This is a genomic window from Limibacillus sp. MBR-115 (assembly GCF_040549425.1).
Taxonomy (GTDB): Bacteria; Pseudomonadota; Alphaproteobacteria; order Kiloniellales; family CECT-8803; genus Limibacillus; species Limibacillus halophilus.
On the sequence record NZ_JBEPTJ010000003.1, the window covers coordinates 290,077 to 310,734 of the forward strand.

General features: G+C 58.6%; 18 protein-coding genes. 13 read left to right on the forward strand and 5 right to left on the reverse strand.

Annotation, left to right across the window (positions count from 1 at the left end; translation table 11 throughout):
• Positions 1-33 precede the first annotated feature (33 nt).
• Entirely contained in the window at positions 34-1,569 is a 1,536-nt protein-coding gene (locus ABIE63_RS08140) for a leucyl aminopeptidase (protein WP_354503937.1), read from the reverse strand.
• Between the two features lie 183 nt (positions 1,570-1,752).
• Here ABIE63_RS08140 and lptF point away from each other — a divergent pair, with 183 nt between their 5' ends.
• The 6 genes from lptF to rsmA all read left to right on the forward strand — a co-directional run bounded on the left by lptF (position 1,753) and on the right by rsmA (position 9,531).
• On the forward strand, positions 1,753-2,877 hold the full coding sequence (gene lptF, locus ABIE63_RS08145; RefSeq protein ID WP_354503939.1) for an LPS export ABC transporter permease LptF: 1,125 nt from the start codon (positions 1,753-1,755) through the stop codon (positions 2,875-2,877).
• Entirely contained in the window at positions 2,874-4,037 is a 1,164-nt protein-coding gene (locus ABIE63_RS08150; protein WP_354503940.1) for an LptF/LptG family permease, read from the forward strand. Before lptF ends, ABIE63_RS08150 begins: the two co-directional genes overlap by 4 nt.
• Positions 4,038-4,111: 74 nt before the next feature.
• Positions 4,112-6,280 carry an LPS assembly protein LptD gene (locus ABIE63_RS08155; protein ID WP_354503941.1) on the forward strand — a complete coding sequence of 723 codons (2,169 nt, stop codon included), beginning with the start codon at positions 4,112-4,114 and terminating at the stop codon, positions 6,278-6,280.
• Positions 6,281-6,395: 115 nt separating this feature from the next.
• The gene (locus ABIE63_RS08160; RefSeq protein WP_354503942.1) at positions 6,396-7,646 is read left to right on the forward strand and encodes a peptidylprolyl isomerase; all 1,251 of its coding nucleotides are present in this window, start codon (positions 6,396-6,398) and stop codon (positions 7,644-7,646) included.
• Positions 7,643-8,680 (forward strand): 4-hydroxythreonine-4-phosphate dehydrogenase PdxA, encoded by a 1,038-nt coding sequence (gene pdxA / locus ABIE63_RS08165; protein WP_354503943.1) that lies wholly within the window; start codon positions 7,643-7,645, stop codon positions 8,678-8,680. The genes ABIE63_RS08160 and pdxA overlap by 4 nt, the downstream gene beginning before the upstream one ends.
• Positions 8,677-9,531 carry a 16S rRNA (adenine(1518)-N(6)/adenine(1519)-N(6))-dimethyltransferase RsmA gene (gene rsmA, locus ABIE63_RS08170; RefSeq protein WP_354503944.1) on the forward strand — a complete coding sequence of 285 codons (855 nt, stop codon included), beginning with the start codon at positions 8,677-8,679 and terminating at the stop codon, positions 9,529-9,531. The genes pdxA and rsmA overlap by 4 nt, the downstream gene beginning before the upstream one ends.
• Before the next feature lie 15 nt (positions 9,532-9,546).
• On the opposite strand, the gene gmk is transcribed toward rsmA, so the two are convergent.
• On the reverse strand, positions 9,547-10,188 hold the full coding sequence (gene gmk / locus ABIE63_RS08175; protein ID WP_354503945.1) for a guanylate kinase: 642 nt from the start codon (positions 10,186-10,188) through the stop codon (positions 9,547-9,549).
• A gap of 24 nt (positions 10,189-10,212) precedes the next feature.
• Positions 10,213-11,121, reverse strand: a complete 909-nt coding sequence (locus ABIE63_RS08180) for a YicC/YloC family endoribonuclease (protein ID WP_221205766.1) — start codon at positions 11,119-11,121, stop codon at positions 10,213-10,215.
• A gap of 187 nt (positions 11,122-11,308) precedes the next feature.
• Here ABIE63_RS08180 and ABIE63_RS08185 point away from each other — a divergent pair, with 187 nt between their 5' ends.
• Both ABIE63_RS08185 and ABIE63_RS08190 read left to right on the forward strand, forming a co-directional pair.
• Positions 11,309-12,688, forward strand: a complete 1,380-nt coding sequence (locus ABIE63_RS08185) for a glutamine synthetase family protein (RefSeq protein ID WP_183415867.1) — start codon at positions 11,309-11,311, stop codon at positions 12,686-12,688.
• Between the two features lie 19 nt (positions 12,689-12,707).
• The gene (locus tag ABIE63_RS08190) at positions 12,708-13,172 is read left to right on the forward strand and encodes a GNAT family N-acetyltransferase (protein ID WP_354503947.1); all 465 of its coding nucleotides are present in this window, start codon (positions 12,708-12,710) and stop codon (positions 13,170-13,172) included.
• Between the two features lie 2 nt (positions 13,173-13,174).
• Here ABIE63_RS08190 and ABIE63_RS08195 read toward each other — a convergent pair whose 3' ends face one another.
• Both ABIE63_RS08195 and ABIE63_RS08200 read right to left on the reverse strand, forming a co-directional pair.
• A complete protein-coding gene (locus ABIE63_RS08195) occupies positions 13,175-14,323 on the reverse strand; it encodes an aminotransferase class I/II-fold pyridoxal phosphate-dependent enzyme (RefSeq protein ID WP_354503948.1) in 1,149 nt (382 codons plus the stop codon).
• Between the two features lie 58 nt (positions 14,324-14,381).
• Entirely contained in the window at positions 14,382-15,980 is a 1,599-nt protein-coding gene (locus ABIE63_RS08200; protein WP_354503949.1) for a gamma-glutamyltransferase, read from the reverse strand.
• Positions 15,981-16,050: 70 nt separating this feature from the next.
• Here ABIE63_RS08200 and ABIE63_RS08205 point away from each other — a divergent pair, with 70 nt between their 5' ends.
• The 5 genes from ABIE63_RS08205 (at position 16,051) to accC (ending at position 20,607) form a co-directional block, all read left to right on the forward strand.
• The gene (locus ABIE63_RS08205; protein ID WP_354503950.1) at positions 16,051-17,400 is read left to right on the forward strand and encodes a M48 family metalloprotease; all 1,350 of its coding nucleotides are present in this window, start codon (positions 16,051-16,053) and stop codon (positions 17,398-17,400) included.
• A 49-nt stretch (positions 17,401-17,449) separates the two neighbouring features.
• Positions 17,450-18,214 carry a DsbA family protein gene (locus tag ABIE63_RS08210; protein ID WP_354503951.1) on the forward strand — a complete coding sequence of 255 codons (765 nt, stop codon included), beginning with the start codon at positions 17,450-17,452 and terminating at the stop codon, positions 18,212-18,214.
• A 117-nt stretch (positions 18,215-18,331) separates the two neighbouring features.
• A complete protein-coding gene (gene aroQ / locus ABIE63_RS08215) occupies positions 18,332-18,781 on the forward strand; it encodes a type II 3-dehydroquinate dehydratase (RefSeq protein ID WP_354503952.1) in 450 nt (149 codons plus the stop codon).
• Between the two features lie 17 nt (positions 18,782-18,798).
• Positions 18,799-19,236 carry an acetyl-CoA carboxylase biotin carboxyl carrier protein gene (accB, locus tag ABIE63_RS08220; RefSeq protein WP_354503953.1) on the forward strand — a complete coding sequence of 146 codons (438 nt, stop codon included), beginning with the start codon at positions 18,799-18,801 and terminating at the stop codon, positions 19,234-19,236.
• A gap of 18 nt (positions 19,237-19,254) precedes the next feature.
• Positions 19,255-20,607, forward strand: a complete 1,353-nt coding sequence (accC, locus tag ABIE63_RS08225; protein WP_354503955.1) for an acetyl-CoA carboxylase biotin carboxylase subunit — start codon at positions 19,255-19,257, stop codon at positions 20,605-20,607.
• Positions 20,608-20,658 lie beyond the last annotated feature (51 nt).

The window sequence follows — 20,658 nt, forward strand, 5'->3', positions numbered from 1 at the left end:
GCCCCCCATGATCCGGAGGACAGCCGGATTTACTCAGCTTTCGTAGTTCTTGGCGACAAGTCGATCCAGCAAACGCACACCAAAGGCCGTCGCGCCCTTGGGCACCGTCGGCCTCGCCTCATTGGTCCAGGCCACGCCAGCAATATCCAGGTGCGCCCAGGGTGTGCCCTGCTTGATGAAGCGCTGCAGGAACTGGGCCGCGGTTATGGAGCCGCCGGCGCGATTCCCGGTATTCTTCATATCGGCGATATCGCTATTGATCGCCTTGTCATAAGCCTCACCCAGCGGAAGCCGCCAGAGCTTCTCGCCAACCCCCAGTCCTGCCTCCAACAGCTGATCGGAAAGACCGTCATCGTTGGAGAAGAGCCCTGCGTGCTCATGCCCCAGCGAGATGATGATCGCGCCCGTTAAGGTTGCCAAGTCGATGACCGCCTTGGGCTGGAACCTTTCTTGGCCGAACCACAAGGCATCGGCCAAAACCAGACGCCCTTCGGCATCGGTGTTGATCACCTCGATGGTTTGGCCCGACATGGATGTCACCACATCGCCCGGGCGCTGAGCCGCGCCGTCGGGCATGTTTTCCACGAGGCCGCATATCCCGACGACATCGGCTCTAGCCTTACGCCCCGCAAGCGCCCTCATCAGTCCTAAGACGGTTCCGGCGCCACCCATATCCCACTTCATATCCTCCATTCCGCCGGCTGGCTTGATGGAGATACCGCCGGTATCGAAGGTGACTCCCTTTCCGACCACCAACAGAGGCGCGTCACTCGCCGCCTTGGCAGCCTTCGCAGTCTTGGCTTTCGCCTTGCCGGTGGCGGCAAGTCCGTTCCAGCGCATGATCAGCAACTGGGACTCCCGCGCCGAACCTTGACCGACGCCCAACAGCGATCCCATTCCCAGCTTCGCCATTTCCTTTTCGCCCAGCACTTCGATCTCAACGCCCAATTTCTCAAGCTTGCGGGCCTCTGCGACGAAGCTTTGCGGATAGATGATGTTGGCGGGCTCCGATACGATGTCGCGAGTCGTGAACACGCCTGCTGCGATCTCTTCCAACGCGGCGTAGGCTTTCTTCGCTTCCTTATGCGGTTCGGTCGCTACAACAAGCTTTTTGAGTGTCGGTTTCGCGTCGGGCTTCTCTTTCGTGCGGTATTTGTCGAACCGGTAGGATTCCAAGAGCGCACCAAAGGCCGAGCGCGCGGCGTCGGCGCCGGTGTCACGTCCGGCAGCAAGACTGTCGACGATCAGCGTCGCTTCATTTTCGCCGCTGCTATTGAGACGTTTGACGGCGCTGGCGGCCGCATTCTCGATCATCAGGTCGGTGATATCCTTTGCCGCTCCCATACCCAACAACAAGACGCGGGTCAGGTCGCTTTTCCCCGGCGCCAGAACCTCAAGTGTTTGCCCCTTGTCGCCCTTGAAGCGGCTGTTGGCCATTGCGCGGGTAAGGGCCCCGGCAAGCTGTTTGTCGAGCTGGGCGGCGCTGGCCGATAGCTTGCGTCCGGCGAGGGCATAAACGATTGCCGCACCGCTTTTGGGAAGGTCCTGGTTAGCGAAAGTGATTTTCATAACTGTCCTCTGTTCTCGATGCCTTGGCTGTTTGGTCCGGCGCCGGGCACCGGGCAGGTAGCATGATTACCTGCCCGAAAGCTGGCCTTAACCTCGGATGCAATCAAGGCATGCACCAAGGCGTGGATCAAGGATACTCTTTGTTGCTATTTTCATGCCCGTCGATTCCCTATAGTGCGGCTAATGACCAACCTGGAACGTCATATTCTACGCCAGCTCGTCTTCCTGACTCTGGTCATCCTTTTGGCGCTGACCTTTGCGGTATGGCTTAGCCAGTCGCTGCGCTTGATCAAGCTAATCGTCAATCAGGGCATCGACATCGCCTCGTTCCTCTACCTGATCGCCCTGCTCGCACCAGCATTCATTAGCATTGTCATGCCATTGGCAGGCTTTGCCGCCGTTCTGGTGATCTACAATAAAATGGCAAACGACAGCGAGCTTGTCGTGATGCGCGCCGCTGGGTTCAGCCCACTACAGATCGCTCGCCCTGCCCTCTACCTCGGCATCGTCCTGACGCTCGCCAACTATCTCGTTGCGTTCTACTTGCAACCGGCGTCCTACCGCGCGTTCAAGGACACACGCACTTTGCTCCAGACCGAACTGAGCGCGGTGCTGATCGAAGAAGGCGTTTTTACCGACGTGACGGACGGTTTGACGGTCTATATCCGCGACCGGTTGGATGACGGCTCTCTTCAAGGAATCCTGGTGCATGACACCAGAGCGCAAGGCAAACCTGTTACCATGATGGCCGATCGCGGCTTTATCGCGGATGCCGACGCCGGACCAAAGGTTGTCATGTTGAAGGGCAATCGCCAGGAGATGAACCAGGAAACCGGACAGCTCGCGCTGCTCTACTTCGATCGCTACACATTGGAACTGACGCAGCTTGGCAAACAACTGGAAATGCGCTGGCCCGACCCCGCTGAGCGCTACCTTTCCGAACTGGTTGGGCCGGGTATACACCCATCCGACAACGATCCCCAGGTCAGGCCTCGACTGACCGCCGAAGCGCACAAGCGATTTGCCAGTCCCTTCCTCAGCATGACGTTCATCCTGCTCGCCTTATCGGCGCTCTTATCGGGCGACTATAATCGACGCGGGCAAACAAATCGTTTGGCCGTAGCCGTCATAATCGTCGGCGCGCTCGATGCCGCGAGCTTTGGATCGCATTCGCTCATCGAGGAGGACACATTCCTTGCACCCCTGATCTATGCGATTAGCCTTTTGCCGGCGCTTGCCGCGGGGTTCGTTCTGATCGCCGGCATCAGAGGCACGACCGGCAAGCCTCTTGTGTCGGTGCCGTCATGAGTATCCTCGGGCTGACGCACTTGGATGAACGCGTCGACGTCACCGGCGGTCGTCGGTTATCGCCAACCGTGTGTTTCTACATTGCCCGCATTTTTCTGACCTGGGTTGCGCTGCTGTTTCTCGCGATCGGAACCATTGTGGTTTTTGCCGGTGTCGTTGACCTGATGAATCGCTTGGGGCGTCGCGAGGGTGTCGATTTTCTCGTGGTGCTCAATTTTTCAATGTTGAAGCTCCCCTTTATCCTGCAAGAGGTTTCGCCTTTTATTTTGCTTTTTGCCAGCCTCGGAACATTCTGGCGTCTGGTGCGCAAGAATGAGCTGGTGGTTTTGCGCGCCGCCGGCGTATCCGTTTGGCAGTTTTTGCTGCCAATCGTTGTCAGCGCTCTAGCAATCGGCCTGCTGATCATCACGATCCTCAATCCCATTGCCGCCGCTACCTACGGACGGTTCCAGGTTGCGGAAGAAAAAATTCTGAAAAACCGGACTGAGGCTCTTAATCTGTCCAATTCGGGACTTTGGATTCGCCAACCCGACCTTACCGAGCCGGCAGGCGGGGGCTACTACATCTTACATGCTTCCGCGCTTGATCGAGACACGTCGATTTTTGACGAATTGATTGTCTTTCGCTTTGACCGCACGGGTCGGTTCGAAGGGCGCTACGATGCCGGAAAGGCGACCTTGACTCCGGATGGCTGGCGCCTTGAGAAGGCCTGGAAGAACTGGCCGGGAGAAAAACCGCTACTCATGGATCGTCTGCTGATTCCGAGCAAACTGGAGTTCGAGAGGCTGGAGAACAGTTTTGCCAAGGCGGAAACTATTTCCTTTTGGAGTCTTCCGAGCTTTATCGATCAGCTACAAGACGCCGGTTTTCCTGCGCGCGCCCATAAACTTCAATGGCATCGCCTTCTGGCCATGCCAGCGCTTTTTGCTGCAATGGTGCTGCTTGCCGCAACGACATCCCTGCGGCCCCATCGCCGCGGGCGCGTAATTCTTTTGATGCTGATAGGGCTAGGTGCCGGTTTCCTTCTCTACATAGCAAGCAGTATCGTCTTTGTGCTTGGCCTCACCTCTAAAATACCTATCGTGCTAGCAGCCTGGACGCCGGCTGGTGTTTCCTTGATGCTGGGGATTGCGTTACTGCTCCATCTGGAAGACGGTTAAGATGGAAGTCAGTTAGGGGAAAATGCGCGGGGATGAATAACAGAATGTGGGGAAGACGGCTCCAAGAGTACTTAATGGCTTCAGCCGTAGCCTTTGGGCTGGTGTTCCTTCCTGGCCTTGCTCTGGGCCAATCGACCATGCCGCTTCCCGAATTGGATTCAGATACCCCAGCTTTGCTGAGCGCCGACGAAGTCACTTATGACGAGTCGCTGGGGGTCGCCACGGCGCGCGGAAATGTCGAGATATCCCAGGGTGACAGAGTGCTGAAGGCGGACGCCATCAGCTACAACATGCGTAACGATGTCGTCACCGCAAGCGGGAACATCACGTTGATCGAACCCTCAGGCGAGTTGATATTCGCCGAGTACATCGAGTTGACCAGCGATCTAAAGGAAGGGTTCATTCGCGACGTTCGTGCATTGCTGACTGATCGATCACGACTGGCCGCCGCCAGCGGCGTTCGCCAAGGCGACCGTGAAACGACCTTCCGCAAGGCTGTCTTCAGTCCTTGCGAGCTATGTCGCGACGATCCCACCCGCGCACCGCTTTGGCAGGTGAAAGCCGCTGAAGTCACCCATGATCAGGAAGAACGGGTGATTCAGTATCGCGACGCTTGGCTGGAGATGTTCGGCGTACCGATTCTCTATACCCCCTATCTGGAACACCCCGACCCGACCGTTGATCGCAAGTCCGGATTTCTAGCACCTCGCTATCATCACTCCGACGCCATGGGTCATGGGATAGAAGTCCCCTACTTCTTCACCATCGGCCCAGACAAGGATCTGACCCTTGCCCCTATCTTCACGACCGAGCAGGGCTTGTTGATGACCGCCGAGTATCGGCAGATCATGACGTCGGGTGAGTTTTCGGTCAGCGGCAGTGCAACCCTCGACGACATGACAAGAAACGGAAAAGTGGATAAAAACCAGTTCCGTGGGCACTTTTTTGCCGAAGGCGAGTTCAGCATAACCCCGAACTACCGGGCAAGCTTCGACATCAAGCAATCCGCCGACGATACTTATCTGCGCGAATTCGATTTTACCAACGACCGAACACTGACCAGCCGAGGCACGGTCGAGTATTTCGAAGGCAGGGATTACGGATCGCTCAACACCTTTCTTTTCGACGGTCAACGCGCGCAGGACGACGACGAGGAAGCGCCGATCGTCCTTCCGGAACTTCAGTACAGCTTTATCGGCGAACCGGATGAGCGTGGCGCGTTCTTCAGCATCGATGCCGGTGTGCTGAACATATTGCGAGAAGAAGGCCAGGATTCACGCCGTCTGTCACTGCATGGACAGTGGGAGATGCCCTATGCCGGAGATATGGGCGACCTCTACCGCATCAAAGCGGCACTCTCCGGCGATCTCTACTGGGGTAATGACGTCGATAAGGTTGGCGAGGACGTGACGCCGGGACCGGGCGTCAACACGCAAGATGGTTTTGCCGGACGGCTTTTCCCGCAAGTGGCCGTGGAATGGCGCTATCCGTGGGTGAGCTATCAGGAGGACTTCGCCCAAACGCTGGAGCCAATCATACAGGTGGTTGCCTCACCGGAGGGCTTCAACGACGGTGACATTCCAAACGAAGACAGTCGCGATGTCGAGTTTGACGACAGCAACCTGTTTTCGCTCAATCGCTTTCCAGGTGACGACCGTGTTTCCAGCGGCAGCCGCGTCGACTATGCGCTACGCTGGACAGCGGAATCACCGGATTTCGGTTGGGGCGAGGTCTTCTTCGGCCAATCCTTCCGTTTCCTGGGAGGCAGTGACTTTGAGGCGGGATCGGGCCTGGAGGATGATCTCTCGGATTTCGTCGGTCGCGTAGCCTTCGAACCCGATCCGACCTTCAGGACACGCTACCGCTTCCGCCTGGATAAAGATTCGTTGAAAGGTCGGCGTCACGACTTCTCTGCAAGCATAGGGCCGCCCGCCTACACCTTCACGACTCAGTACACATTGGCAACGCTAGACGACACTGGCTCTGGCCCCGAAGACTCGGAGGAAATTCGCCTCGGATTCTCCACCCAGATCAACGAGTTCTGGTCAGCGGGGGTGACCTATTTGCGAGACCTCGACGAAGATGAGACAAGGTCCTACGGCGGACAGATTCGATATCATGACGAATGTTTTGATCTGCGGTTGCGCGCGGAGCGGGAATTCTTCAACGATCGCGATCTGAAACCTTCGGACACAATTCTCTTCGAGGTTGTCTTCAAACACCTTGGCGGCGTCTCCAGTTAATAGGCGTGCCTTGTTTGCGCCAAACTTTGTGGGATACTGCGCCTTGAGAACGCCTCTGCAGGGAACCGCCCTGTCGAGACCGACACATTCGGAACGGACGAGAGAAACCGCGATAATGAAGAAAGCCTATGGTCTGATAGTGGCGCTCCTTCTGCTTGCGCCAATCGCGTTGAACAGTGCTCGCGCGCAAGACACGCTGCGTGCTGCGGCAGTGGTCAACGATGATGTCATTAGCGTGCTTGACCTGAGCCTGCGAACGCGTTTGGCAATCGCTTCCATCGGGGCAAAGGATTCTCCGGAAATTCGGCAACGCTTGACCCCGCAAGTTCTGCGCGCGTTGATCGACGAGCGCCTTCAACTTCAAGAAGCCAAACGTCTGTCGCTCGAGCCCACTGAACAGGAGGTAGAGGAAGCCTTTGCGGCCATCGCCCAGGGAAACAACATGTCTCCTGAACAGTTCACCGAGGTGTTGCGCCAGAACAACGTACTGCCCACGGCGGTCAAGGACCAGGCACGGGCAGAGTTGGCGTGGCGTGGCGTGGTGGAGCGCCGCATCAGGCGACAAATCACCATCAGCAACGAACAAATCGGCGCCGAAATCGAGCGGTTGAAAGGCCAGGACGGTCAGCTGCAATACAGAATTGCCGAGCTTTTCCTTTCCGTCGACAATCCCGGTGATGAAGCAAGGGTTAGCGAGAACATCGCACGATTGGCCGATGAAATTCGCAAGGGCACGCCGTTCCAAGCCGTGGCCAAGCAATTCTCGCAATCGTCAACGGCGTCCGTGGGCGGCGATTTGGGTTGGGTTACGCTAGATCAGATCGATCCTGCTGTTGCGCGCGCGGTTCAGGGGCTGCAAAAGAACGGACTTGCAGGACCCATTCGCGGCACCGCCGGTTACTACATCGTGGGTCTGATAGATCAGCGAACCTTCCGCTTGGGTGAGCAGTTGATCGATACACGCGCCATTGCGCTCCCTGTGCGTCCAGGCACCAGTGCCGAGGTCATCGAACAACGCATGGCGCAATTGGCTGCAATTCAGCCACGAATTGAAAGCTGTACCAATCTTCAAACACTCGCCAAGGAAGCCGGTGAGGATGCCGTCGTGCGCGACACGGGGCGGCAGCGGCCACAAGACTTGCCGCCCGACGTGGCTCGGGCCATCGAAGGCGTTGCCGTAGGCCAGGCATCCGCACCCTTCCGGCGCGCCGATGCCCTGATTATTGCCGTGGTCTGTGGCCGCGATTCGAGCGGCATTGATCGCAATCGCGTCGAAGAACGCCTGGTTCAGGAGCAGATTGAATTACGGGCGCGCCGTTATCTTCGCGATCTGCGACGCTCCGCCGATCTGGACATTCGCATATGAACTCTGCGGGATCCAAAAGCCGCTTGGCGCCACTGGCGTTGACGGTCGGGGAACCGTCAGGGATTGCAAGCGAGATCACACTAAGGGCTTGGCTGCTCCGGGAAAGTCACGCGTTGCCCTGCTTCTTCCTTTTGGACGAAGCGCGTTGGGTCGCGGAATCCGCCAAGGCTCTTGGGCTGGATGTACCGATCAAGGAAATTGAGCGCCCGGAGCAGGCTCATAACTGTTTCAATGATGCTTTGCCGATACTTTCCCACGGTGTCGAGCGCGACGAGGCGTCGCCGGGTCACCCCAGTCCTGCCAATGCGCCCGCCATCATTCGCTCGATAGAACGCGCGGTGACCTTGGCGCAGGACGGGCATGCCGCCGCCGTGGTAACCAACCCCATCAACAAGAAGTCTCTGATGGACTATGGCTTCGCACACCCAGGCCACACGGAGTACTTGGGCGAGCTCGCGGGTCCGGGCCACCGTCCCGTGATGATGCTGGTATCACCGGCTTTAAGAGTGATCCCTGTTACCGTGCACGTACCGTTGAGCCAGGTACCAAATCTTTTAACCCGCGAGGCTATTGAAACGGCTTGCCGGACCGCGGCTCAAGCCTTGAAAAGGGATTTCGGCATCGCCGAGCCGCGCATCGCTGTGTCGGGGTTGAACCCGCATGCAGGTGAACAGGGCAACATCGGCCGAGAAGAGATTGAGATCATCAATCCTGCAATCGCCGCCATGAAGGCGGAAGGCTTGTTGGTCTTTGGGCCAGTCCCTGGCGATACCCTTTTCCACGCAGCCGCGCGAGAAACCTACGACGTCGCGCTTTGCATGTATCACGATCAGGCCTTGATCCCTCTCAAGACTCTCGACTTTGACCGTGGTGTCAACGTGACGCTTGGGCTGCCCTTTATCCGAACCTCGCCGGATCATGGAACGGCCCTGGGTATCGCCGGCAAGGGCATGGCCTCGCCAATCAGCTTGATCGAGTCCCTGAAACTGGCGGGACAAATGGCTTATCGGCGTAGTTGGGTCGACGCGGCGTGAGCGGGAACGTGCCGAACCTGCCGCCTTTGCGGGAAATTTTGTCTCGCTATGGCCTTGAGCCAAAAAAATCCCTCGGTCAGAACTTTCTTCTCGATCTCAACCTAACCGGCCGAATCGCCCGCGCCGCCGGCGACTGTGGCAAAGGCACAACCATCGAGATCGGCCCAGGTCCGGGCGGCCTGACGCGCGCATTGTTGCTGGAGGGCGCGGCCAATGTTGTAGCCGTTGAAAGGGACCGCCGTTGCGTGGCCGCCCTGGCCGAGCTGTCCGACGCCTTTCCCGGGCGTTTAACGGTAATCGAAGCCGATGCCATGACCTGCGACCTGGCCGATCTGGGGCCGGCGCCCCGGCGGATCGTCGCCAACCTGCCGTACAATATCTCAACAGCTCTCCTGATTCGCTGGCTAACGGCCCTGTATGAGACTCCGGGCCTGTTGGATGGCATGACCCTGATGTTCCAAAAGGAGGTTGCCGAGCGTCTCGCCGCAAAACCCAGGAGCAAGGACTACGGCCGCCTGTCGATCCTGACACAGTGGCTTTGCGAAACCGAAAATCTCTTCGATATTTCCCCCAAGGCCTTCATCCCACCGCCGAAGATCACATCGACGGTCGTGAGGCTACGGCCACGTACCGAGCCGCTCCACCCCGCCACTATGACCGTGCTGGAAAAGGTCACGGCAGCCGCTTTCGGTCAGCGCCGCAAAATGCTGCGCCAGAGCCTGAAACCGCTCGGGATCAACCCTAAACAGCTGTTGGAAAAGGTAGGGATTCTAGAAACCGCGAGGGCGGAAGAACTGTCCGTTGCAGACTTCTGTCGTCTGGCTCGGAGTGTAGAAGATATTGACGCCTAGCCCGATTCTCGAGGATTAGTCGCCGGAGCCGCGCAATTCCTCAACGAAACGCCGTAGGCCTATCTGTCGTTCTCGTTTCAAACGCTCGGCCGCCAAGATTGCCTTTACCTGAGCCGCACTCTTTTCGACGTCATTGTTTACGATGACATAATCATACTCAGCCCAGTGACTCATCTCCGCGGCAGCTTCAGCCATGCGTTGACGTACAACCTCTTCGGAATCCTGCGCTCGTTGGTAAAGGCGCCGCTCCAACTCTTCCACCGACGGCGGCAGCACGAAAACGGAAACCAGATCTTCACGGGCCGCCTCAGCGATTTGCTGAGTTCCCTGCCAATCTATATCGAACATCACGTCACGCCCCTGGGAAAGCGCCTGCTCTACAGCCGCGCGCGGCGTGCCGTAACGGTTCTTGAACACCGTGGCGTGCTCAAGGAGTGCGCCCTTGGAAACCATCTGCTCAAATGCGCTTGCAGAGACAAAGAAGTAATCCCGGCCCTCGATCTCGCCGGGACGCGGCGGGCGGGTCGTTGCCGAAACCGACATCGACAAAGCTGGCTCGCTATCGAGCAGCCTACGCGAGATCGTCGTCTTCCCCGCCCCGGAGGGTGACGAAAGAACCAGCATCAACCCGCGTCGTTTGATGGCATTCTCGTTCATCGCAACTCCCTCGCGGATCCCGCGTTATTCGATGTTCTGCACCTGCTCGCGCAACCGATCAACCACGGCCTTCAGCGCCAAGCCGACCCGGGTCAACTCGATATCCGAAGACTTCGAACAGAGTGTGTTGGTTTCCCGATTAAGTTCCTGACACAGGAAGTCGAAGCGCCGTCCTATCGCGGCACTGTCCTTCAACAACTCCCTTGCTGCAATGATGTGCCCCGCCAAACGATCCAGCTCTTCACGAACATCGCCTTTGGTGGCCAGCAGAGCAACCTCCTGTGCGAGACGCTCGGGGGCAACCGGCTTCTCCCCACCGAGTAACTCAGCAAGCTGGCGTTGCAGGCGCTCCTGGATGGCTGCTGGCTGCGCCGCGGCAAGACTGGTCGCCTGTTCGGTCAAGGCCGCCATTTCGCTCAGCAACTCCTCAACCACGCCCTGAAGGTGGCGCCCCTCGTCTTGACGGGCCGCTATCAGACTGGTCACCGCCAGTTCCAAATCCGCAAGCAACTGTGCCTCGCGGGCCTCCATCTCGGCAGGGTCGCTAATCGGCTCAACGACTTCAACCACGCCGCGAATCGCCAGCAAGCCATCGGCACTTGCCGGCTTTAGCTCCTGCTCAGCCTCAAGGCGCTTTGCCTCCGCCAGCACCTGAGCCAAAACCTCCTGATTCAACTGCACATTCTGGGGTGCACGCGAACGATCCAACGTCAGATTGATCTGCAAGCTACCACGGGTCAGGCGCTTGGCGATCCGCCCGCGCAACGGCGCGTCCAGCATCTCAAAGCCAGCAGGCAAGCGTGCCCGCATCTCAAGCCCGCGCGCATTCACGCTCTTTATTTCCCAAGTCCAGCCGAGCGCGCCGTCCCCACCGCTTTGGCGTGCGAAAGCCGTCATGCTGGCAAGACAGTGCTTTTGCTGGGGCTTGGCCATGGTGTGGCAGTCCTTCTCGTGCTGGCGCTCTCTCCGGGAATCGTCGAGGAGGCGCTTGTGAAGGGTCCCTTATAAGGGACCGGCAAGGTAGGCAACAAGGGGCGTTACGCCACCGACAAACCTTGTTTTACGATCGTTCGATAACTGCCTACTTGACCAGCGGCTCAACCCAAGGCGATATGATGCTATGCCAGACAGCAGCACAAATAGAGAAAAAGAGGCAGCCGAGGCTCTTGGTCTTCTACCGAATGCCAGAGCCGTTGATTGCTTTTTTTCCGATCTGTCGGGCGTGGTGCGAGGTAAGCGCTACCCGATAGACCAATTGGACAATGTTCTAGGTGGCGGCGTCGCCTTTCCCGGATCGGTCTTCCTTCTGGACACGCGCGGCGAAAGCCACGATCCGAACGGGCGCGGATTTTCCGACGGCGACCCGGATTGCGCGGCAATACCGATCCCTGGAACTCTGAAACCCGTTCCCTGGGCCGCACAGCCCCTGTTGCAGGTCATGCTGACTCTCCAGAACGAGGATGAGTCGCCCTACTACTTTGAACCCCGGAACGTGCTGAGGCGAACAATCGCCCATTTTACCGAAATGGGCCTGACACCGGTTGTGGCGATGGAGCTGGAGTTCTACTTGATCGACCGCGAGTTAGATCAGCATGAAGCACCGCAGCCACCAATCTCCCCACTGACCGGGCAACGCGATCACGGCACGCAGGTGTATGGGATGTCCGAGGTTGATGCCTACGGCGACATACTGGAGGACATTTCGACCGCCTGCGACCTGCAAGGCATTCCAACGGGCGCCATATCAGCGGAGTATGCGCCCGGCCAGTTCGAGATCAATCTGCATCACGTGCCCGATCCTCTGGCAGCCGCCGATCACTGCGTGCTGTTCAAACGTGTCGTCAAAGGCGTCGCCAGCAAGCACGGCATGCGGGCGACTTTCATGGCCAAACCCTACGGCGAGCACGCAGGCAGCGGGCTGCACATGCACATCAGTCTGGTCAACAGCGACGGCCGCAACGTTTTCGATGGCGGCGCGGAAAATCCAGCGAGCCCAATGCTTCTGAACGCCATCGGCGGTGTCTTGGATTCGCTGCCGGAAGCCATGGCTTTTTTGGCGCCAAATCCCAACTCTTACCGGCGGTTCAAGCCTGATATATTCGTGCCGATCGCACGTTCATGGGGTTACGAGAACCGATCTGTTGCCCTCCGCATTCCTCTTGGTGAAGGCCACGCCCGTCGAATCGAACACCGCATGGCAGGCGCTGATGCCAACCCTTACCTGACCTTGGCCAGCGCTCTGGCAGGCATACATCACGGCATCACCAACAAGATCGATCCTGGTCCGAAGTGGGAGGGCAATGCCGGTGTCGCCTACGACCAGGGCTTAACCTTCCGGCCCCGCCGGTCATTGGATAGACTGGAAAGCGCCACCGTGCTCAATAAGTATTTTGGCGAGGAGTACGTGAAAACCTACGCCGCCTGTAAACAGCGCGAGATGGACCGCTACGAAGGTGATATCACGCCTACGGAGTACGCCTGGTACCTTCAAGCCGATTGAGCCGCAAACGGGAAATATCGTGACCGAACCGGGGTTACAGATTCGGGAAGAACCGCCACGCCAGAAGGACATCATTAAACTGCTGTCCGAACTGGATACCTACCTGAACGACCTTTACCCGCCGGACCAGAACCACCTTTTGGACCTAACGGACTTGGAAGGGCCGGATGTCATCTTTCTGGTAGCCCGCATCGATGGCCAGGCGGTCGGTATCGCGGCCCTCCGCCGTCATCCCTACTTCGGGGAAGTGAAACGCATGTATGTTAGCCCGGTCGCCCGTGGTCGTAAGGTCGGAGCAACTCTGCTGACCGCCGTGGAAACACAGGCGCGTGCGTGCGGGTATCGCCTACTCAAACTGGAAACCGGCCCCCTGCAGAAAGAAGCCCTCGGCCTGTATCGACGGCGTGGTTTCACCCCTTGCTCGGCTTTTGCCGATTATCCTGAAGAACCAGGCAATCTCTTCATGGAAAAGCGGCTGGTTTAGAATCACGCCAACCAGTTACCAATGCGCTCGGCAGCCGTTTCAATCTCGTCGTAGGCCCCCGCAAAGGAAAACCGAACGAAGCGATGGCCGCGTTCGGGGTCGAAATCGATTCCCGGCGTGGCGGCAACCCCAATCTCGGCCAGCATTCTGGCGCAGAACTCCTGACTGTCATTGGTATAGCGCCCGACATCAGCGTAGATGTAAAAAGCGCCGTCGGCGGGCGCCAGCTTGTCCAGCCCGGCCTTGGGCAGGCGGTCCAGCAACAAAGCGCGGCTGCGGGCATAACCATCGACCAGCGCATCAAGATCTTCCTTGCAGTCGAAGGCCGCACATCCGGCAATCTGAGATAAGGTCGGGGCCGAGATAAACAGGTTTTGCGCGAGGCATTCCACCGGCCGCAAAAGATCCTCCGGCAAAATCATCCAACCCAAACGCCATCCCGTCATGGAGAAATACTTGGAGAAGGAATTGATCACCACCGCGTCGTCACTGAATTCAAGCGCCGAGACCGCCCGCTTTCCAAAGCTTATCCCGTGATAAATCTCGTCCGAGATCACCCGGATACCCTGCGCCGCGCAACACTTCATCAAAGCCCGTAGGTGCGGGGCATCGAGCATCGTGCCTGTGGGGTTGGAGGGGCTGGCGACGATCAGCCCTTGCAGGTTGCCTCCCGATTGTTCCAACAAGGCTGGAGTCGGTTGGAAGCGGTCGCCGGCCTCACTCGGCAAAAGAACCGGCTCGACCCCAAGCGCTGAGAGAATGTTGCGATATGCCGGATACCCAGGAGCCGCCAGCGCAACCCGATCGCCTGCATCGAAGGCCGCCAGAAAACTTAGCAGGAATCCCGCCGACGATCCGGTCGTCACCACGACACGGCGGGGATCCAGGTCCAAACCGTAGGCATCTCGATAGTGACCGGCAATGCGTCGTCGCAACTCGGGAATACCAAAGGCATCCGTATAGCCGATCTTGTCCGCATCAAGCGCCCGCGCGGCAGCGTCTCGTACCGCGGCCGGTGCAGGCGTACCCGGCTGTCCTACCTCAAGGTGCAGCACTTCCTTGCCCGCAGCAGCCCGTTCGTTAGCTGCCCGCATCACATCCATGACGATGAAAGGCGGTATCAGTCCGCGGCGGGATTGCTTCAAAGGCATTCAGCGATCCTCGGCAAATGCCTGGGTGATGCGGCGAGCGGTCATCATACCGTCGGCGCTACTCTGCACGGATGGCCAACCCGAAGCCGCGCGGATCTGTCTCGACCGCACAGGATATGGGCTCTTCGTGGCTATCTGCACAGAAAAAGGCGTTTATCTGTCCAATTGTCGGAACCGTCTCGACCTTATGGCCACGCCGAACCAACGCGGAACGAGCCTTATCGTCGGCAATGCGCTCCGCCCAAACGGTATCGGGACTGCCCACATGAGCAAAGCGCCCGGCGCTCATGAGGTCGCGCAGCGATTCATCCTCCTCAAGCGCTTCCAGCATGATCCGCACCATATTGGCCATAGCACCGTCGCCACCAGAAGCGCCACCGCCAAAGTAGATGGTTCCGATATTCTGGTTGGCGACAATCAGGGGAGACAAAGCTTTGCCGTTTGGCGATGGCGGCGCACCGAGCACCAGACCTGTTCCCGGCGCGATGCGGCCCGAACCGAAGACCTCGCCCAAAGAGAAGTTGCACGCCACGGCCTGCCCTAGAGTATCCATCACAACGAGGCTGGAGCCCCCGACCGAACCGGGAGTCGCCGTTTCACCGACAACCGCCGGATCAAACGCGGGCGGTTGGTGCCGGTCGTCGCTATAGCCTCGCATCAAACCCTCTGCATAGTCTTCGGAAAGAACCTGATCCAAGGGTAGTCGGCTGGTGCCGTTGGGGTTGCGCCACTGGGACTGTCCCGCGATCACACGCGCCGAGGCTTCGGCGAAAAGGTGCGCGCGCTCGGACGTGCCGGACCCATCATAGTTCTCAACTTCGTCCAGAATGGTCCAGAGTTGCGCACCGGTGACACCACCATCGATCGGCGGCGGTGCGAAGAATGCTGTCTGATCGCCCACCGGTACGGCCACGGGCGCAAGGAAGGCGACTCGGTAACCGCGCATCTCGGCCGCATCGATGGGTTGGCCCGCCTGCCTCATCGCCAGAGCGAGGGACTCCGTGAAGGGTGAATTGTAAAGCGCCGCCAATCCGGAACTCCGAACACCTGCCAGGACAGCCGCCAAGGCGGGTTGTTCGATCAGTTCCCCCTCCTTATGCGGAGAACCATCGGGTCGGAAGTACATCCGGGCGGCGTCCGGGTCGCCCTTGATCCGATTGCCGTGCAGTGCCAAATCGCGCGCGAACGCGCGGCTGGCTTTACTGCCGAACCGGGCGGCCGATTCCGCTGGCGCCAACAATTGCTCCCAGCGCTGGGTTCCGTATCGGGCATGGAGTGCCGCCATGCCGCGAACCATGCCTGGCACCATGCCACCCTCGGCGCTTTGGATAGCAGGAAATACAACGCTATCGCCATTGACCGACTGGCTTTCAAAAATCAAGCAGGAGCCACCTGACATGATTCCCGCCCGTGACGGCAATGTCGAAGCCATCATGAAAGACATCGCCACGGCGGCATCTGCCGCCCGACCGCCGCGCAACAGCACTTCCTGCCCAAGAATACTGGCTTGGGGACTGTCCGATACGGCAAGGCCGGTTAACTGATATTCGACGTTCAAGACGCCTTCGGGCCTGCCTTGGCAGGCTGAGATCAGCAACAGGGTGGTAAAAAGTGGTGCAACGCGCGCCTTGAAAGTCACATTAAAGATGCTTGCCATAAGTTGATCCAATTCTTCCCCCACCCTACCTTTGCAAAAGAACATCAAGGATGCAGATGTGCGTACCCGAATGAAACACATGATTGTAGCAGCAATGATTCTATTCTTCGCTGCGCCCCTTCCCCTCGCTGCCCAGCAGCGCGGAGCCTCTTTTATCAGAGATGCGGAGATTGAAGATACCATTCGTGTCATCTCCACGCCTTTGTTTCAACAGGCTGGGTTATCGCCAGCCGCGATTGATGTGTACCTAATCAACGACGACTCACTCAACGCCTTCGTCGCCGGTGGGCTGAATATGTTCCTCCATACCGGCTTTTTGGTAAGCACGACGGACATTGGTGAAGTTATGGGGGTCATCGCCCACGAAACCGGACACATCGAAGGAGGGCACCTCGCAGCGCGCAAAGCGGAAATAGAAGACCTCAAGGATCAACTGCTGGCGACCTATGTCTTGGGATTGGGCGCAGCGATCCTGAGCGGCAATCCGGGCGTTGGGACCGCCGCAACCCTGGCCACTCAGGACGCCATGCTACGCGGTCTGCTGCGCTACAACCGCGGACAGGAAGCTTCCGCCGATCAAGCCGCCGTCCGCCTGTTGCAGGGTGCCGGCTATTCACCCAGCGGGCTGCTGAACTTCATGAAGGTGCTCCATGGTCAGGAGGCCTTGCTTTCCAGCAGTCAGGATCCCTATCTGCGCAGCCACCCCTTGACGCAAGACCGCATGACCTACCTGGCGGAGTCGGTTCAAGAATCGCCCTATCGTTCCAAGCCCTTCCCGCCCGACCTCGTCGAACGCTACCAGCGCATGAAAGCCAAACTTGTGGGTTTCCTGAAGCCCATGCATATCGTGGAAAGGCAGTACCCACAAAGCGACGCGAGCATAGCGGCCCGCTATGCCCGAGCAATTGCCCAGTACCGCAACGGCAGTATCGATACTGCGTTGGAGCAAATCGAAGCGCTAATCCAATCCGAGCCCGGGAACCCTTACTTCTGGGAACTGAAGGGTCAGGTGCTCTATGAAAACGGGCGCATCAATGAATCGATACCGCCCTATGAGGAAGCAACCCGTCTGGCGCCGGATTCCGCTTTGCTCAGAATCGGCCTGGCCGCCGCTTTGTTGCAACTGCCGGGAAACGACCTTGTTCCGAGTGCACGTGACCACCTCTACGAAGCTTTGAAGCAGGAGGACGACAATCCGACGGTCTGGCGGTATCTTGCCATTGCCGAGGGTCGGCTCGGGAACACTGGCTTGGCGGCTCTTTCCTTGGCAGAAGCCGCCTGGGCGCGCGGCAATGCCAAGGAAACGCGCGATCAGGCCGAGCGGGCACAAAAACTGCTGGATAACGGTACCAGGGGCAAACTGCGCGCCGAAGATTTGCAAAGATTTGCCGAGAATGAATTGAAGAAGAAAAAGAACTAGGATATTCCCCCGGGACGGGGAACAACGGCGACCGATAAGGATTAGAAACATGAAAACGGGAATGTCGTGGCTCTACGCGTTTCTTGTTGCAGGGATCATCGCAAGCGTGCCGCTCTCCAGCCGGGCACAGGAACAAAGCTCGCCTTTCGACGCCGTTCAGAAGGAAGCGCTTGAGAAGATCATTCGCGACTATCTGATGGAGAATCCGCGAATCATCATCGAAGCGGTGCAAGGACTGGAACAGCAGCAACGAGCAGCGGAAGCCGAACGGGCCCGTATTGCCTTGGCCGAGAATCGTGAGGCTCTGGAAGCAGACGCGGCCGATCCGATCATGGGCAACCCAATGGGTGATGTCACCGTGGTCGAGTTCTTCGACTATCGATGTCCTTATTGTCGACGCATGATTCCTGCAATGGAAGAATTGCTGGAAAGCGATCCGGGCGTGCGTTGGGTCTTCAAGGAATTTCCGATCCTGGGGCCGGATTCGCTCTATGCCGCCCGCGCCGCTCTGGCTGTCGAGAAGCAAGGCGCCTACGAAGCCTTTCATCTGGCTTTGATGGCCGATGGATTTGACGTAACGAAGGAGAACGTAGATCGGGTCGTAGAGAGCCTGTCTCTGAATAAGGCGCAGTTTGAAGCCGACCTCGTTTCTGCTGAGATCGAAGGAATGTTGGCAAAGAATCATGCGCTGGCCGGGCAACTGGGAATCAACGGCACGCCGGCTTTCGTCGTAGGCAATACGCTCCTGCCCGGCGCCGTCAGTCTTGCGCAGCTTCGTCAGGCAATCCAACTGGCGCGCGACACCAAAAGCTGACCCGCGACGAGGCCATTTGTTGCCGAGTCAAGGCGTTGCTGCCGATTGCGCGGCTCGTACGCCCTGTGCTAACCAAGCAAGTTAAGATTTGTACATCAGGCATGAATCGGGGGAAACTTGACCCAGTCACGAAGCGTGCTGCTCCTCAATGGGCCGAACCTCAATTTGCTGGGGACCCGCCAACCTGAGGTTTATGGCAGCACGACGCTTGCTGAGATAGAGGCGCGCTGCATCGAGCAGGCCAAGGGTCTTGGCTTGAGCCTGGAAGCACGGCAATCGAATCACGAAGGCGAGTTGGTTGATTGGATTCAAGCGGCCCGTCACCAATTCGCTGCCATCATCATTAATCCTGGAGCGTTCACACACACATCGGTAGCGCTCCTGGACGCACTTCAGGCTTTCGAGGGGCTGGTGATAGAAGTCCACCTGTCCAATATTCATCGCCGGGAGAGCTTTCGCCACCACTCCTATGTATCGCTCGCGGCCACCGGCGCCATCGTCGGCCTGGGTGCGCAGGGGTATGACCTGGCGCTGCAGGCGATCGCCGCGCGCCTGACTGAAGTTTAATTTAAGAGAGACCGTAAATGGCAGAATTCGACCTCAACGATGACTTGATCCGCCGTCTGGCGGGGCTCCTGGAGGAGACTGGCCTAACGGAGTTGGAATACGAGGCCGATGGGCAGCGCATCCGTGTCAGTCGCGGCTCGTCGGTATCTCAGGTATCCGTCGCACCCGCCGCGGCGGCACCCTCTGTTGCGCCAGCGCCCTCGGCCGGCGATGCCATCCCGGCAGGTGCGATCACCGCACCCATGGTGGGCACTGTCTATACGGCGCCCTCGCCCGGCACTCCGGATTTCGTGTCCGTCGGCGACAAGGTTCGCGAAGGTCAGACGGTACTCATCATTGAGGCCATGAAGGTGATGAACCAGATTGCGGCGCCGCGCGGCGGCACCGTCACCCAGATCCTGATCGACGACGGCCAGCCGGTGGAGTTCGGCGAACCGCTCATCGTGATCGAGTAGCGCGGGGTTGCTTCAGCTTTGACCGCAGTTTTTGAAAAGGTCCTGATCGCCAATCGCGGCGAGATCGCGCTCCGCATCCATCGCGCCTGTCGCGAGATGGGGATCCATACCGTAGCCGTCCATTCAACTGCCGACGCAAACGCCATGCATGTCCGTTTGGCTGACGAAAGCGTTTGCATTGGGCCGCCTGCTGGACGCGACAGCTACCTAAACGTTCCCGCATTGATAACGGCGGCGACCATCACGGGCGCCGATGCCATTCACCCCGGCGTAGGCTTCCTTTCGGAAAACTCGGACTTTGCCGCCATGGTTGAAGATCATGGCATGACCTTCATTGGCCCGTCGCCTGAGCATATTGCACTGATGGGCGACAAGATCGCCGCAAAGGATGCTGCCGAGCGCTTCGGCATCCCAATCGTTCCCGGTTCATCCGGCGCCATCACATCGCCCGAGCAAGCCCTGAAGGTCGCCGAGGAGATCGGATATCCGGTGCTGGTAAAGGCCAAGGCAGGCGGCGGTGGCCGCGGCATGAAGGTGGCACGCGATCCCGAAGGCCTGGTCGAGGGCCTGGTCATGGCCAAGAACGAAGCACAGGCTGCATTCGGCAACGACGATGTCTACCTGGAGAAGTACCTCGACAACCCACGCCACATCGAAGTGCAGATTTTGGCGGATGGGCAGGGCGGCGCAGTGCACCTGGGTGAGCGGGACTGCTCATTGCAGAGGCGCCACCAGAAGGTGCTGGAAGAAGCGCCCTCGCCGGCATTGAACCAGACCGAACGCGAGCGCATCGGCGATATCGCCATCAAGGCGGTACGGGAAATGGGGTATCGCAGCGCCGGGACATTCGAGTTTCTCTACCAGGACGGTGAATTCTACTTCATCGAAATGAACACACGGCTCCAGGTCGAGCACCCGATTTCGGAGATGATCACCGGCATCGACCTCGTGCGCGAGCAGATTCGCGTGGCTGCCGGTATTCCACTGGAGATTTCCCAGGAGGATATCCGGTTCCAGGGCCATGCTATCGAATGCCGCATCAATGCCGAGAACCCCGAGACCTTCGTGCCGTCACCGGGCCGCCTCAGCGATTACCACGCGCCCGGCGGCTTGGGTGTGCGGGTCGACTCCGGCCTCTATTCCGGTTATTCGATCCCGCCCTACTATGACAGTCTTATCGCCAAACTTGTCGTGCACGGCCAAACCCGGAATGAATGCCTGATGCGGTTGCGCCGGGCACTGGAAGAATTCGTCATCGACGGAATTCAGACAACCATTCCGCTGCACCAACGTTTGATTGGCGAGGGTGATTTCATAAACGGTGACTACAATATTCATTGGCTTGAGAAACTGCTAAGCGGCAAACTCTAAAACAGCCTTTGCCACAACAGTCTGCTATTATTGTTTGGTAGAGTTGGTTGA